The sequence below is a fragment of the Mycobacteriales bacterium genome (assembly GCA_040902655.1).
Lineage (GTDB): Bacteria > Actinomycetota > Actinomycetes > Mycobacteriales > SCTD01 > SCTD01.
Genome location: JBBDWV010000024.1, coordinates 49,671 through 63,616, shown reverse-complemented (window position 1 = coordinate 63,616; position 13,946 = coordinate 49,671). Strand labels below are relative to the sequence as shown.

General features: G+C 72.5%; 12 protein-coding genes, 1 tRNA gene and 1 pseudogene. 5 read left to right on the top strand and 9 right to left on the bottom strand.

The features are described 5' to 3' along the window. Positions 1 to 696: 696 nt before the first annotated feature. A pseudogene (locus tag WD794_06880) lies at positions 697 to 1,002 on the bottom strand (dCTP deaminase). A gap of 77 nt (positions 1,003 to 1,079) precedes the next feature. On the opposite strand from WD794_06880, the gene WD794_06875 reads away from it, so the two are divergent. Then, positions 1,080 to 1,153: transfer RNA gene (locus WD794_06875), tRNA-Gly, on the top strand. A gap of 65 nt (positions 1,154 to 1,218) precedes the next feature. Here the strand turns inward: WD794_06875 and WD794_06870 are convergent. From WD794_06870 to WD794_06860, 3 genes are all read right to left on the bottom strand, one after another. Further along, on the bottom strand, positions 1,219 to 2,355 hold the full coding sequence (locus WD794_06870) for an MFS transporter (GenBank protein ID MEX2290032.1): 1,137 nt from the start codon (positions 2,353 to 2,355) through the stop codon (positions 1,219 to 1,221). A 1,196-nt stretch (positions 2,356 to 3,551) separates the two neighbouring features. Next, entirely contained in the window at positions 3,552 to 4,310 is a 759-nt protein-coding gene (locus WD794_06865; protein ID MEX2290031.1) for a sulfite exporter TauE/SafE family protein, read from the bottom strand. Positions 4,311 to 4,389: 79 nt separating this feature from the next. Then, positions 4,390 to 5,502, bottom strand: coding sequence for a hypothetical protein (locus tag WD794_06860; protein MEX2290030.1), 1,113 nt, complete (start codon positions 5,500 to 5,502; stop codon positions 4,390 to 4,392). A 126-nt stretch (positions 5,503 to 5,628) separates the two neighbouring features. Between WD794_06860 and WD794_06855 the strand changes: the two genes are divergently transcribed. Then, a complete protein-coding gene (locus WD794_06855; GenBank protein MEX2290029.1) occupies positions 5,629 to 7,302 on the top strand; it encodes a VanW family protein in 1,674 nt (557 codons plus the stop codon). Positions 7,303 to 7,326: 24 nt separating this feature from the next. On the opposite strand, the gene WD794_06850 is transcribed toward WD794_06855, so the two are convergent. The 3 genes from WD794_06850 to WD794_06840 form a co-directional block, all read right to left on the bottom strand. After that, positions 7,327 to 7,686 (bottom strand): CrcB family protein, encoded by a 360-nt coding sequence (locus WD794_06850; GenBank protein ID MEX2290028.1) that lies wholly within the window; start codon positions 7,684 to 7,686, stop codon positions 7,327 to 7,329. Next, positions 7,683 to 8,051: a CrcB family protein gene (locus tag WD794_06845; protein MEX2290027.1), complete on the bottom strand. Its 369-nt coding sequence runs from the start codon at positions 8,049 to 8,051 to the stop codon at positions 7,683 to 7,685. Before WD794_06845 ends, WD794_06850 begins: the two co-directional genes overlap by 4 nt. A gap of 109 nt (positions 8,052 to 8,160) precedes the next feature. Then, positions 8,161 to 8,871: a pirin family protein gene (locus tag WD794_06840; GenBank protein MEX2290026.1), complete on the bottom strand. Its 711-nt coding sequence runs from the start codon at positions 8,869 to 8,871 to the stop codon at positions 8,161 to 8,163. Positions 8,872 to 9,001: 130 nt separating this feature from the next. Between WD794_06840 and WD794_06835 the strand changes: the two genes are divergently transcribed. The 3 genes from WD794_06835 (at position 9,002) to WD794_06825 (ending at position 11,589) form a co-directional block, all read left to right on the top strand. Continuing rightward, entirely contained in the window at positions 9,002 to 10,837 is a 1,836-nt protein-coding gene (locus WD794_06835; protein ID MEX2290025.1) for an acyl-CoA dehydrogenase, read from the top strand. A 157-nt stretch (positions 10,838 to 10,994) separates the two neighbouring features. Further along, positions 10,995 to 11,210 (top strand): DUF6458 family protein, encoded by a 216-nt coding sequence (locus tag WD794_06830; GenBank protein ID MEX2290024.1) that lies wholly within the window; start codon positions 10,995 to 10,997, stop codon positions 11,208 to 11,210. Between the two features lie 184 nt (positions 11,211 to 11,394). Continuing rightward, the gene (locus WD794_06825; protein MEX2290023.1) at positions 11,395 to 11,589 is read left to right on the top strand and encodes a hypothetical protein; all 195 of its coding nucleotides are present in this window, start codon (positions 11,395 to 11,397) and stop codon (positions 11,587 to 11,589) included. A gap of 30 nt (positions 11,590 to 11,619) precedes the next feature. Here the strand turns inward: WD794_06825 and WD794_06820 are convergent, their stop codons facing one another. Together WD794_06820 and WD794_06815 are read right to left on the bottom strand one after the other, a co-directional pair. Beyond that, positions 11,620 to 12,975, bottom strand: coding sequence for a dihydrolipoamide acetyltransferase family protein (locus tag WD794_06820; protein ID MEX2290022.1), 1,356 nt, complete (start codon positions 12,973 to 12,975; stop codon positions 11,620 to 11,622). Beyond that, positions 12,975 to 13,937, bottom strand: a complete 963-nt coding sequence (locus tag WD794_06815) for an alpha-ketoacid dehydrogenase subunit beta (protein ID MEX2290021.1) — start codon at positions 13,935 to 13,937, stop codon at positions 12,975 to 12,977. Before WD794_06815 ends, WD794_06820 begins: the two co-directional genes overlap by 1 nt. Positions 13,938 to 13,946 lie beyond the last annotated feature (9 nt).

Sequence of the window (13,946 nt, the reverse complement as noted above, 5' to 3'; positions counted from 1 at the left end):
CGTCACCCGCTTCTTGCGCTTGACCGGCCGCAGTCCCAAAGATGCGGCCACCTCCACCACCGCATCCGAGAGGTGCTCGAGCATGCTCACGAACTCACAGCGGCCGACCTCGTCGACGTAGCCTGCGCTGTCCATCAGCCCCTGGAGCAGCGCCAGCCGCTGCTTGTAGCCGGCCGTGAGGTACGCGTCCGGCACGTGCTTCCGCCAGCCGTACGGCGTGCTCGCGCGGTGACCTTCGCCGCCCGCCCCGCGGACCTCGTCGATGACCTGCTGGTCGGCGGTCGTGATCGTCGCCGACGACGAGGTGGCCCCGCCCAGCCATGCGCCCAGGACGTACGGGTCGATGGGCAGGTCCCCGCGCTCCGCGTACTGCGCCGGACCGGCGAGCGCGATGTGGTGGTTCCACTCGCGACCGACCCGCAGCGTCGAGGCCAGCTGCTCCGTCGTGCGACTGTTGCCAGCCTGCCCTCGCACCCGCTCGGCCTTGGTGCGCGTCACCCACCCATGGGAGGCATCGGCGATGAACGACGTGCCATCGGACAGCAGCACCTCGTAGCAGGACCGGTTGTCCATCGGGTCCGTCGTGCCCACGACCCTCGTCGGTCGTCCCTGCTCGTCGAACACCTCGTCACCGACCTCGAGGTGCTCCATCGTGGTCCAGCCCCGCGGAGTGGGCACCTCGGTGTCGAGCGCCAGCGCCTTCCCCTCCAGGCGCGCAGCGAGGTCGTCCCCCAGCGAGATGACCTCCAGCGTCGACCCGAGCACGAACTCCCCAGGGTGCAGGATGAACGGCTCCTCGCCGTCCGGCTCGAGCCGCTCGGTCAGGTCGTCCTGCGCCGCCGCCGGGTCGATGTGGGTGTAGCGGTGGTTGGCGAAGACCCGGAAGTAGCGGTCCAGCCGGACGTCGATGCTGCTCGGCTGCACCATCGCCTCGTCGTAGGGCGTGAGGCCGAGGCGGCCCGACGCGAGGGCGGCCTTGAGGTCGCGATCGCTCAGCAGCATCCCCGGACCCTATCGGCCGGCTGCGACGGCCCGCGCCCGACAGGACGGCCGACGAGTAGAGTCCGGGTCGTACCGCTGCGGGCGTAGTTCAGCGGCAGAACATCAGCTTCCCAAGCTGAGAACGCGGGTTCGATTCCCGTCGCCCGCTCCACCACATCGCCGCAGGTCAGACTCAAGCGTGAGGATCCCGACACATCTACACCTATCGCCCGCGCGTCACCGTGCGGTCGCAACGGCGCCGGCGAAGATCGCCAGCCCCAGGGCTGCAGGAACGATGAGCACGCCGAGGGCCAGCGTGAGACCGACGCCGTCGGCGACGAGCCCGACGAGCGGCGGAGCCGCCAGGAAGCCGACCCGGGTGGCCATGTTCATGGCCTGGACGGCTTGGCCAGGCAGAGCGCCGGCGGCGGTGATCATCGCCGGGAAGACGGCGGCTGACCCCAGGCCCATCACGGCAAAGGCGACGATGCCCGCGGCCGTCCCACCGAGCAACAGCGCACTCACCAGAGCAACCGCACCGGCCAGGCCACCGACACGCACGACGAGAACGGGGCCCCAGCGATCGACGAGCTTGTCCCCCACGAGCCGCACCATCACCATTCCCGTGACGAAGGCAGTGAAGCCCAGCCCGGCCGTACCCGGGTCAGCCCCCGTCTGCTCCGCCAGGTACACGGCGCTCCAGGAGTACGGGGCCGCTTCCACGAGGGCCGCCAGGACAGCGAGTGCGCAGAGCAGGACGAGCGCCGGGGAAAAGCGGGCGGGTGCCGCTCCGGGATTCCGCGCTCCCTCGCCGCTCACGCTCGGCACCCAAGGCGCGGCCAGGAGTCCCACCAGGGCGCAGACCGCGGCAACCATTCCCAGGTGCACGACCAGCGACAACCCCAGTGCAGCTGCCCCGCTGCCCGTGACACCGCCGACGACGGCAGCGATGCTCCAGATGCCGTGCATCGAGTTGAGCACGGTGCGGCCCAGGCGTCGTTGCACCTCGACGCCGGCCACGTTCATCGACACGTCGGTGACGGCGTCGGCGACGCCGTACGCGACGAGGATCGCGAACAGGACCCCGCCGGACGGGGCCAGCCCCACCAGCGGCAGCCCCGCCGCCAGCACGACCGTCGAGCCGACCGCCGCCCAGCGGCTGCGCGCCTTCGGCAGCAACCGCCTGGTTGCCAGGCTCCCGATCAGCCCGCCGAGCCCGATGCCCAGCAGGGCCAGACCCAGCTGCCCGGCTGACAGGTCGAGCGAAGACTTGATCTCCGGCAAGCGCGGAAGCAACGAGGCGAACAGCGCGCCGTTGGTGAAGAAGAGGGCGCTGACAGCCCACCGCTCGCGGTGCCGCACCCGTGCAGCCAACCAGTTCTCCAAGACGCCGGTGGCGCAGGCTGAGCCCCTCGTTCCCCGACGAGCCCTACTGGCGGTTCTGCGGCGGTGCCGGAGCCGCGCACAAGAACGGCTCTCGGATGTCGCCGCTAGGGCCCAGCGTCGAGCTGCCGCTGTGCGCACCTACGAGGTCCGGCGGCTCGTCGGCAGTTGATCTTCTGGATGCTGGATTCGCAGCAGACGCGCCGGCGTGTCCGCTGCCGATCCAGCAACCAAAAGATCACCAGGCGTGAAGATCTTGGCGGGGCGCACGGTACTAGCTAGCGGCTCTCGTCTGTGGCAGCACGTCGAGCGAGCGGGCAGCCGCTACGGCGTGTTTGTCGTGCCGGGTCCGGGCCGACACGAGACCAAGATCTTCGGCGGAACCCTGACATCCATGACCGGCGGCACCCGGCCTCCGGCGGGAGGCAGCGGCATCGTCGTTGCCGACCTCAGCAACGCACGGTACTGGCGGCTACTTCGAGGGGCGGCAGGAAGGCTAGGAGCGACCGCAAGCGCCTTCTGGCGCTGGCCGGACTACCGGTCGATCGCTAGCGTCTGTCGCTGTGCCAGGCGTGGGACAACCACTTCATCCGTCGGGGTACCCCTGCGCACCGCCGCTCGGCGCACACCGTGCGATCGACAACCCGGTGGTGGCCGAAAACGGCGTCACTTGGTACGTCGGTCCGTGGCAGCTGGAACACTGGGATGGTCAGCAGTGGTCAGTGGTGGCCGTAACCAGCGTGTCCGAGGAGCGGGACGCCTTCGTGCTGTCGGGGCCCCACTGGGACCCGCCCCCGCGCCATCCGCGTTCCGGTCCCGGCGTCACGTACGGGCCAGGAGACGATCCGGCGGACGGCGGATAGCTAACGGGCGTTGCCGCCAAGATCTTCACGCCTGGTGATCTTTCGGTGCTGGATCGGCAGCGGACACGCCGGGGCGTCTGCTGCGAATCCAGCATCCAGAAGATCAACTGTGTCGCGGGCGGCGGCCACGCCGTCCCGTCGGACAAGATCGTCGGGCGGTGGCAGCGGCTCTGGCCGCTCGTCGCCGACGCGGTCCGGCGCGCCGACCACGCCGAGGTCGGGACAACAGCCAGCAGCACCGAACGGAGAAGATCGGCGGCCTCGCCCTCAGCCCGCCGCGATGGCCGGCATGGAGCCCGCAGGCCCTGTGCGGCTCCTCCCGGCTCAGCTGCCGGCCAGCAGCACCACCGCGACGACGGCGCCGTAGAGCACCACCACGGTGCGCAGGAGCCCCGACGGAATCCGGCCGGCCAGCCGGGCGCCGAGATAGCCGCCGGTCAGCGACGCCGTGGCCACCACGAGTACCGCCTCCCAGGCGACCGGACCGAACAGGCCGAAGGCGACCAGCGCCACGGCGTTGACGACCAGCGACAGGACGTTCTTCAGCGCGTTGATCCGGCGCAGCTGGTCGCCCAGGAAGATGCCGAGGACGCCGAGCAGCAGGACGCCCAGGCCGGCCCCGAAGTAGGCACCGTAGACGGCGGCCAGCAGCACGCTCAGCTGGAGCATCGGTGAGCGCTCGCCGGGTGCGCCGGCGGTCCGGCGCTGCACCAGCCGGGCCAGCCGGGGCTGGGCCAGCAGCAGCGCGCAGGCGAGCAGGATGAGGAACGGCACGACGGCCCGGAAGACCTCGCCCGGCGTGGTCAGCAGCAGCACGGCGCCGAGCACCGCCCCCACGACGCTGACCACCCCGAAGGCAGCGACCCGTCCGCCCTGCCCGGACAGCTCCCGCCGGCCACCCGCCACGCTCCCGGCGTAACCGGGGAACAGCGCGACGGTGTTGGTGACGTTCGCGGTGACCGGCGGATAGCCGGCCGCGAGCAGCGCGGGGAAGGAGATGAGCGATCCGCCGCCGGCGAGCGCATTGACCCCTCCGGCGAGCAGACCGGCGCCGGCGAGCAGGCCGGCCGTCTCGGGCGTCACCTGGCCGCCGGCTGACCCCGCGGCCGCGCTGCTGCACAGGGCCGCACGAGCGCAGGTGACCGCGGTACGCGGGAGCGGGCTACTCGTCCTCCCGCGGGGAACGCCCCGCACCGTGCGACCCGGCCACCGGCACCGGCGCGGCCCGGCGCGCCCACCGGCGCAGCCAGAGGGACGACCCGATCATCACGACGGACAGCACGATCAGCTGCAGCCGGCTACCAGGCACCGCCCCCTCCACGGCGTCCTGCGCCCGTGACAGGGCCGGCCGCGGCGCCTCCGGCGGCGTGGCGTAGTCCAGTGCCGGGTCGTACGACCCGTCCGGCGGCGGCGCGACGGATGCCGGCTGACCGCCCGCGGGCGTCGATCCACCGGCCGACGGGGCGGCGAGCGCCACCGGCCTGCCGGCGCCGTACGCCTGCCGGAAGGCATCCTTCTGGGCGGGACCCTGGGGGCCGGCCGGGCGATCGGACGGACCGGTCGAGGATCCCGGAGCGGCCGGACCGGCCGGGCCCGGCACTGCTGTGCCGGAGGCGGCGCCGACCCGGACCACCTCGGAGGGCGGTGAACGCAGTGTCCGGCTGCAGCCGGGGCAGGTGGACCGGAAGGCCCGCACCGCCCAGGCGCCGTCCTTCTCCGGTAGCTCGGCGCGGCAGGTGCCCTCGGCGTCGCAGGCCTCCAGCCCGATGTCGGACAGCACCGGTGTGCCCGCCGCGTCCTCCACGGCGTAGCCCGTCAGGTCCGGCTCGGCCCCCTGGCGCCAGCGCAGCAACGCACCTGACTCGGAGCTGTCGGCGGCGACCTCGGTCGGCGCGGCAGGCGGGATGCGCAGCACGAACGACCGCTCGTCGGAGGCGGCACCCGACAACCGGACGGTCCAGGAGCCGTTCGCCGCCGGCACCCGTCCCACGCACGCGCGGCGCGCGCACGCGGTGTCGAAGTCGTACGCCAGCTCGCCGCCCTGCGGCGAAGCGTGCACCGCGACCACCTCGGCGGCCGCGTCCCCCGGCCCCTGCAGCGTGAGCTCGCTGGGGCCCAGCGCCGGGCCGTCCACGGTGGCTCGCAGCAGGACCAGGCGATCGGACGTGACGACCTCGTCCGCCCCTGGCGAGGTGATCCCGCTTGCGGCCGCAGCAGGGGACGCCGTCACCAGCAGAGCGGCGACGGCGAGCAGCAACGGGCGACGGGGGCGCATCCCTGCAGACGCTACCCACCGGGGCAAGAGGCACGCCTGCCGTTCGATCGTCATCAGACCGTCACGCCCACATCGGCAACGCTGGCGCCCTCCACAGCGTCTGTCTTCGAGAGCGAGGAGGTCCGCGTGCGCGGCAAGATCGTGGTCGCGGTGTGCGCGACTGCTCTGGCGACGGCAGTGGTCGGCGGCGGCGCTGTCGTCCTGACCCGCACCGCCCAGGCGCTGCCGGGCACCACCGTCGCGGGCGCCGGGGTCGGCGGCCTCGACCGGGCCGACCTGCGCCGCGCCGTGGCCGAGCTTGGCGCCCAGCACACCTCGGGCGTGCTGGCCGTCCGCGCCGACGACGTGGCGGGCGAGATCGACCGGTCGCTCGCGGTCGTGGACGTCGACACCACCGTCGACCGGGCGCTGTCCGCGGGACGCACCGGTCCGCTCGCGGCCGTCCTCGGGCCGCTGCTCGGTGCGCTGGGCGGCGAGACCGGCCGCGCCGTCGAGCTCGCGGTGGACGTCGACCAGGCCGCGCTGGACGCGCGGCTGGACGAATTCGCGACGACCGTGGACCGGCTCCCCGACCCGGGTGGCTTCACCGTCCGCGGCACCACCGTGGCGGCCCGGATGCCGCAGCCGGGGCGCACGCTGGACCGCGTCGAGACCGACCGGTCGGTGGCGGCTGCACTGCGGGAGGGGCGGGCAGGCCCGATCACGGTGCCCGTGACCGAGCAGGATCCGCCGACCGGCGCAGCGGACGTCGAGCGGGTCGTCACCCGGGCCCGCCGCGCGTTGGGCGGCCCCTACTCCCTGACGACGGGGGAGACGTCCCTGCGCCTCCTGCCGGGTGAGGTGGGGCCGCTGCTGTCCGCACAGCTGGTGAGCGGGACGCTGAGCCTGCAGGTCGACCAGCCCGCGCTGAACACGTTGGTCACCCAGAAGGCGAAGGCCCTCGACGTGCCGGCCGTCGAGGCCGGCTTCGAGATCCCGGCCCCGCCGCCGGTGGTCGACGCCAAGGGCGACTACAGCTGGACACCGCAACCGGCCGAGGTCCGGGTCGTCCCCGGCTCGACCGGTCTGGCGGTCGACGTCGCTGCCGCCACGGCGATGCTCTCGGACCTCGTGCTGACCGGCGACCGCAGCCTGCAGGCGTGGCTCCCGCTGCAGACGGTGGAGCCGCAGCTGACCACCGCAGGCGCGCAGGCCGCAGGAGTGCGCACGCTGATCGGCACCTTCACGACGTACTTCACGGCCGGCCAGCCGAGGGCGGCCAACATCCGACGGATCGCCGAGCTGGTCGACGGCGCCTACGTCGCCCCGGATGCCGTCTTCAGCCTCAACGACACGGCCGGGCGTCGTACCAAGGCCCGCGGCTTCGTCGCCGACGGCGCGATCGTCGACGGCGAGTTGATCGACGAGGTCGGCGGCGGGGTGTCACAGTTCGCCACCACGCTGTTCAACGCGGCGTTCTTCGCCGGCCTGCCGATCCTCGAGCACAAGCCGCACAGCTTCTTCATCAGCCGCTATCCCCCCGGCCGCGAGTCGACCGTCTACTTCGGCGCGCTGGACGTCCGCTTCCGCAACGACACGGTCAACGGCATCTCGGTGCAGACCTCCTCGACGGCCGGCTCGGTCACGGTGGCGTTGTACGGCGACAACGGCGGCCGGCAGGTGAGTGCCTCGCACGGGCCGCGCGAGGCGCGTACGGGCGGCGGCTTCCGGATCGCGGTGACCCGGACCGTCACGGGCGGCGACGGGGTCGGGGGCCGGCGGGTCTTCCGGACGTCCTACGACCCGGAGCCGCGGCACTGACGCAACGGCGACCCCGGGCAGTCGTCACAGTGCCAGTCCCGCGGCCAGCCCGACTCCGGCCAGCGCCAGGCCCGGCAGCAGGTGCAGCACCAGCAGCAGCCCGGCGGAGCGAAGAGCGCCACGCTGCGTGAGCTCCACCAGCTCCCAGGCCAGCGTGGACGCCGTCGTGAAGGCGCCGAGAAAGCCCACGGCGAGCAGGCTGACCCACAGCGCGCCGGGTCGCAGGCCGGCCACCAACCCGGCCGCCGCGCTCCCCAGCAGGTTGACCGCCAGCGTCCCCCACGGCAGCCGCGTCCCGCACCACCGGCGGACGGCGCCGTCGAGCAGATAACGGCTCGGTGCGCCGAGGGCGGCACCCAGGGCGACGGCGGCGGTGAGGCTCACCGCCGCACCGCACGCGCGACGAGCAGCCCCGCTCCTGCCCCGGCGAGCAGCGTGCCGACGCCCGCACCGACGTACGCCGCTGCGGCCAGTGGCCGGCCGGCCTCGACGAGCAGCACCGCGTCCACGGCCAGGCCCGAGAAGGTGGTGAACCCGCCGAGCAGGCCGGTGCCGACGAGCAGCCGGGTCCGCCCCGACGGGCCACTGACCAGCAGCGCACACAGCGCCGCCGCCCCCACGGCGTTGACCAGCAGCGTCGACCAGGCCCAGCTGCCCGGCTCGTGCGGCAGCGCCGCACCCACGCCGGCCCGGGCGAGCGCGCCGGCCACGCCGCCTGCGGCCACCAGCACGACGGCGGGCAGGGTCACCGGCGCGGGGCGGAGGCACCGGTGGGCAGCATCCGCCCAGGATGCCCCAGTACCGACCTCCGCTGGAGAGCTGGGCGAGCAGGCGGCGCAGGAAGGCCCGGCGGGCGACTCAGGCCCCGATGGCGGCGTGCATCTCCCACACGAGCAGCTCGGCTGCGGTGGACGCGACCACGCGCGGGCCGTCCGTCGTGGTCATTCGCGCCGTATCGCCCTGCGCGAGGCCGCCGGCAGCCGCCAGCCGGACGCTCCCCCGGGCGACGTACAGGTGCAGGTACGGGGCGGCCGGCAGCGCGACCGCCTGCCCCGGCTCCAGCCTCGCGGCGTGCAGCGCGGCCTGCCCGGTGCCGATCCGTACCGCCTTCGCGTGCCCCGGCCGACCGGAGGCGACGGGGACGAGCAGCCCCGGCGGCAGGTCCATCCGGCGCTGCTCGTGGGACGGCCGCCGGCCGGCTACGTCGGGCGGCAGCCACATCTGGACGAACCGGGTGCCGCCGTCGCGCGCGGCCGTCTCGGCGTGCCGGATGCCGGAGCCAGCACTCGTGACCTGCACCGACCCGGGCCCCAGTCTGCCGGAGCCGCCGGAGGAATTCTCGTGCACCAGCGCACCCTCGAGCACCCAGCTGACGATCTCGAGGTCGCGGTGCGGGTGCGACGGGAAGCCGGCGCCCGGCTGCAGGAGGTGCTCGTCGTGCAGGAGCAGCAGGCCGTACGACGTGTTGCCCGGGTCGTAGTGCCGGCCGAAGGAGAAGCTGTGCCGGCTCTCCAGCGCCTGGCCGCGGGTGACGAACCGCTGGTCCGCGCGACGGACGTCGACGGTCATGCCGACCGGCAACACCCGCCCCGTCGCGGTCCTTCCACCCGGTCGGGGGCTTGCATGTGTTACCCGTCGGTAGCATCCTGGGCACTACCCGCCGGTAACTCCGCGGCCGACACAGGGAGCCCCGCAGCAGATGGGTCATTACAAGAGCAACCTGCGCGACATCGAGTTCAACCTCTTCGAGGTGTTCGGAACCGATGCGACGCTCGGCACCGGTCCGTTCCGCCAGCTCGACAAGGACAGTGCCCGCGACGTCCTGAGGGAGGTGGAGCGCCTCGCCACCGAGGACCTGGCCGCGAGCTTCACCGACTCCGACCGCAACCCCCCGGTCTTCGACAAGGAGACGGGCACGGTCGCCCTGCCGGCGAGCTTCCTGAAGAGCTACCAGGCGTACGCCGACGGCGGCTGGGACAAGCTCGACCTGCCGGAGTCGCTCGGCGGCATCGGCGCTCCGCCCTCGCTGCGCTGGGCCTGCAACGAGATGCTGCTGGGCGCGAATCCGGCGATCTACATGTTCGGCTCCGGCGCCGGCTTCGCCGCCATCCTGCACCGCAACGGCACCGACGAGCAGAAGCGGTTCGCCGAGCTCGCGATCGATCGGCAGTGGGGCGCGACGATGGTGCTCACCGAGCCGGACGCCGGCTCCGACGTGGGCGCCGGCCGTACCACGGCCCGCCTGCAGGACGACGGCAGCTGGCACCTGGAGGGCGTGAAGCGCTTCATCACCTCCGCCGAGTGGGACTGGCCGGAGAACATCTTCCACCTCGTGCTCGCCCGCCCCGTCGGCGTCGAGGGGGCGGGCGGCCCGGGCACCAAGGGCCTGTCGCTGTTCCTCGTCAGCAAGTACCACGTCGACCTCGACACCGGGAAGCTCGGCGACCGCAACGGCGTCGTCGTGACCAACGTCGAGAAGAAGATGGGCCTGAAGGTCTCCACCACCTGCGAGGTCACCTTCGGCGAGAAGGACCCCGCGGTCGGCACGCTGGTGGGCGACGTCCACGACGGCATCGCGCAGATGTTCCAGGTCATCGAGAACGCCCGCATGTTCGTCGGTGCCAAGGCCATCTCGACCCTGTCGACCGGCTACCTCAACGCGCTGGAGTACGCCAGGCAGCGCGTCCAGGGCGCCGACCTGACCCAGCTGACCGACAAGACCGCGCCGCGCGTGACCATCACGCACCACCCCGACGTGCGCCTGATGCTGATGCGCCAGAAGGCCTGGGCGGAGGGCCTGCGCGCGCTGGTCTTCTACACCGCGAGCCTGCAGGACACGGTCGAGCTCAGCACGCACGCCGGCGAGGTCGACGACCTCGCCGTGCGCCTGAACGACCTGCTGCTCCCGATCGTCAAGGGCTACGGCTCGGAGAAGGCCTACGAGCTGCTCGCCACGTCGCTGCAGGTCTTCGGCGGCTCCGGGTTCACGCAGGACTACCCGATCGAGCAGTACATCCGCGACTCCAAGATCGACACCCTCTACGAGGGCACCACGTCGATCCAGGGGATGGACTTCTTCTTCCGCAAGATCGTCCGGGACAAGGGCACCGCGCTCGGCAAGCTGTTCGGCGACATCCAGGACTTCGCCAAGGCCGACGGCGGCGACTCCCTGACCAAGGAGCGCGAGCTGTTGGCCCGGGGCCTCGAGGACGTGCAGGCCATGTACGGGCACCTGGTGCAGGACCTGATGTCCTCGGCGGACGACGTCCAGAACATCTACAAGGTCGGGCTCAACACCACCCGCCTGCTGATGAGCTGCGGCGACCTCGTGGTCGCCTGGCTGCTCATGCGCCAGGCCGTCGTCGCGCTCGAGAAGCTGCCCACCGCCGCCGCCCGTGACACGGCGTTCTACCAGGGCAAGGTCGCCGCCGCCCGCTGGTTCGCCGCGTCCGTCCTGCCCGAACTGGCCGCCAGGCGCACCGTCACCGAGGCCACGGACCTGTCCCTGATGGAGGTCGACGAGGCCGCGTTCTGACCTCCGTACGCCGGACAGGTTGTGGGCGAGGCGGGTAACGCTGGACGGGTTGCACACGGCAAGCTCACCCGTCCGGCGGGTGTCCGCCCGGCAGGTGGGGGTAGATCGCCTTCAGCGCGGCGCGTCCTTGCTGCCGCTCGACCCCCAAGGAGGAACCATGGGCATCGGCGTCAGCGTCTTCCTGCTCGCCGTCGGCGCGATCCTCACGTTCGCGGTGAACTTCGACGTGAGCGGCCTCGACATCAACGTCATCGGGGTCATCCTGATGATCTCCGGTGCCATCGGGTTGCTGCTCACCATGCTCGTCTTCGGCCGCCGCGACACCACGGTCGGCGAGGAGCGGGTCGTCACGCGCGAGCGCGACGTCTACTAGCCCGGACCACCGGTTGCACGAGCGCCCGCCCCGCGAAGGGGCGGGCCTTCGTGGCTTCCGGGAACGGCCACGGGTCCGCGCGGGACCTTTCCGGTCCAGCCGGCGCCGTCACCCGATCGGCCGCTGCCGGCGGCGGCTGTCCGGCCCTATCCTGGGCGGTCGCGACGACGAGACGAGGCCCGCTGTGCTGTCCGTGCTGGAACGGGTCACCCCGGAAGAGGACGGCACGCTGCGCCGGCTGCACTACCTCGAGGGCCTCGGCGCACAGTTGGCGCCGCCGATGAGGCAGCTGAAGGACGAGATCCGCGCCCGCGATACGCGGGCAGCCATTCGCGACCCCGACGACCGTGGGGTGGTCACCAGCCTCTGGACGACCTGACACCGGCCCACTGACGGCATGGGGCCGGGCTCAGCCCCAGACGAGTCCGGTGGCGGGCTCCGACAGCACCCGGGCGATGTCGGCCAGGAACTGCGAGCCGAGTGCGCCGTCCACGTTGCGGTGGTCGAAGGACAGCGACAGCTGCGTCACCTGCCGGATGCAGATCTGACCGTCGACGACCCAGGGTGTCGGGCGGACCACCCCGAAGCACAGGATCGCCGACTCGCCCGGGTTGAGGATGGGTGTGCCGCTGTCGACACCGAAGGCGCCCACATTGGTGATGGTGATGGTGCCGCCGGTCATGTCGGCCGGTGCGGTCCGGCCGGCCCGTGCCGTCTCGGTCAGCTCCTGCAGCGCGCGCGCCAGCTCGGGCAGGGAGAGCTGGTCGGCGTCCTTGATGTTCGGGACCAGCAAACCGCGGGGGGTGGCCGCGGCGATGCCGAGGTGGACGTAGTCCTTGACCACGATCTCCTGCGCCACCTCGTCCCAGCTCGCGTTGATCTCCGGGTTGCGGGAGACCGCGAGCAGCAGCGCCTTCGCGACGAACAGCAGGGGCGTCACGGCGGTTCCGGCGAAGTCCGGCATCGCCTGTACCCGGCTGCGCAGCTCCATCGTCGGCGTCATGTCCAGGGTGAGGAACTCCGTGACGTGCGGCGCCGTGAACGCGCTCTCGACCATGGCTGCGGCCGTGTGCTTGCGGACCCCCTTCACCGCGATCCGCCGTTCACGGGTGGCCGGGTCGCGGTCAGCGCCCGGCTGCACCGCCCGGGCCGTGTCCGCGGCACCCTCGACATCGGCGCGGGTGACGGTCCCGCCCGAGCCGGTGCCGGACAGCAGTCCGAGGTCGACCCCGAGCTCCTTCGCCAGCTTGCGGACGGGCGGCTTGGCGAGCACCGGGACGCCGCCGGCCGCTCTGGCCGCCGTCTGCCCGACCTGCGCGGCCGACACCCGCGCGGGCGCTGGGCGTCCCATTGCACCGGGCGCAGCCGTGACCGGCGCCGCAGCATCCGAGCGTGGACGCCGGGTGGCCGCGCCCGCCTTGGGCCCGTAGCCGACGAGCGTCGCCGTACGGCCGCCCGGCCCCAGCTCGCCGATCAACGCGCCCTGCGGACCGGTGACGTCGGGGAACGGCTCCGCCGCCGGCTCGGTGTCGACGGTGATGATCGATGCACCGACATCGACCGTGGTGCCCACCTCATGGTGGATCGAGTGCACGACACCGGCGTACGGCGACGGAAGCTCGACTGCGGCCTTGGCGGTCTCCACCTCGACGATCACCTGGTTGATCTCGACCCTGTCGCCGGGCTGCACCATCCATCGCAGGATCTCGCCCTCGGTGAGGCCCTCGCCGAGGTCGGGCAGCATGAACTGCTTCAGCCGGGACATCAGAAGGCGAGGGAGCGGTCGACGGCGTGCAGGATCCGGTCGAGGTCCGGCAGGTAGTCCTCCTCCACCCGCGAGGGCGGGTAGGGGGTGTCGAAGCCGGTGACCCGGAGCGCCGGGGCCTCCATCTCGTAGTAGAGCTCCTCGCCCAGCCGGGCCGCGATCTCGGCGCCGAGCCCGACGTTGGACGGCGCCTCGTGCACGATCACGCACCGGCGGGTGCGGCGTACCGACTCGCGGACGGTCGCGAAGTCCAGCGGGGACAGCGTGCGCAGGTCGACGACCTCGAGGCTGCGGCCGTCGTTCTCGGCGGCGGCGGCGGCGGCGTCCAGGCAGGTCTTCACCATCGGGCCGTACGCGAGCAGGGTCGCGTCGCTGCCCTCGCGGACGACGCGGGCCTGCCACAGCGGGCCGGGCGTCATGGCGACGTCGACCTCGGCCTTCTCCCAGTAGCGGCGCTTGGGCTCGAAGAACAGCACCGGGTCGTCACTCGCGACCGCCTGCTGGATCATGAAGTGGGCGTCGACGGGGTTGGAGCAGGTGACGACCTTCAGGCCTGCGGTGTGCGCGAAGTACGCCTCCGGGCTCTCGCTGTGGTGTTCCACCGCGCCGATGCCACCGCCGAAGGGCACCCGGATCGTCACCGGCATGGGGACGCTGCCCTTGCTCCGCGCGTGGATCTTGGCGAGCTGGCTGACGATCTGGTCGTAGGCGGGGTAGATGAAGCCGTCGAACTGGATCTCGCACACCGGGCGGTAGCCGCGGATGGCCAGGCCGATCGCGGTCCCGACGATGGCCGACTCGGCGAGCGGCGTGTCGAAGACGCGGGCCTCCCCGAAGTCCTTCTGCAGCCCGTCGGTGACACGGAAGACGCCGCCCAGGCGGCCGATGTCCTCGCCCATCAGCAGCACCGTCGGGTCCTTTTCCATGGCCACGCGCAGACCCTCGTTGAGCGCCCTGGCCATCGTCATCTG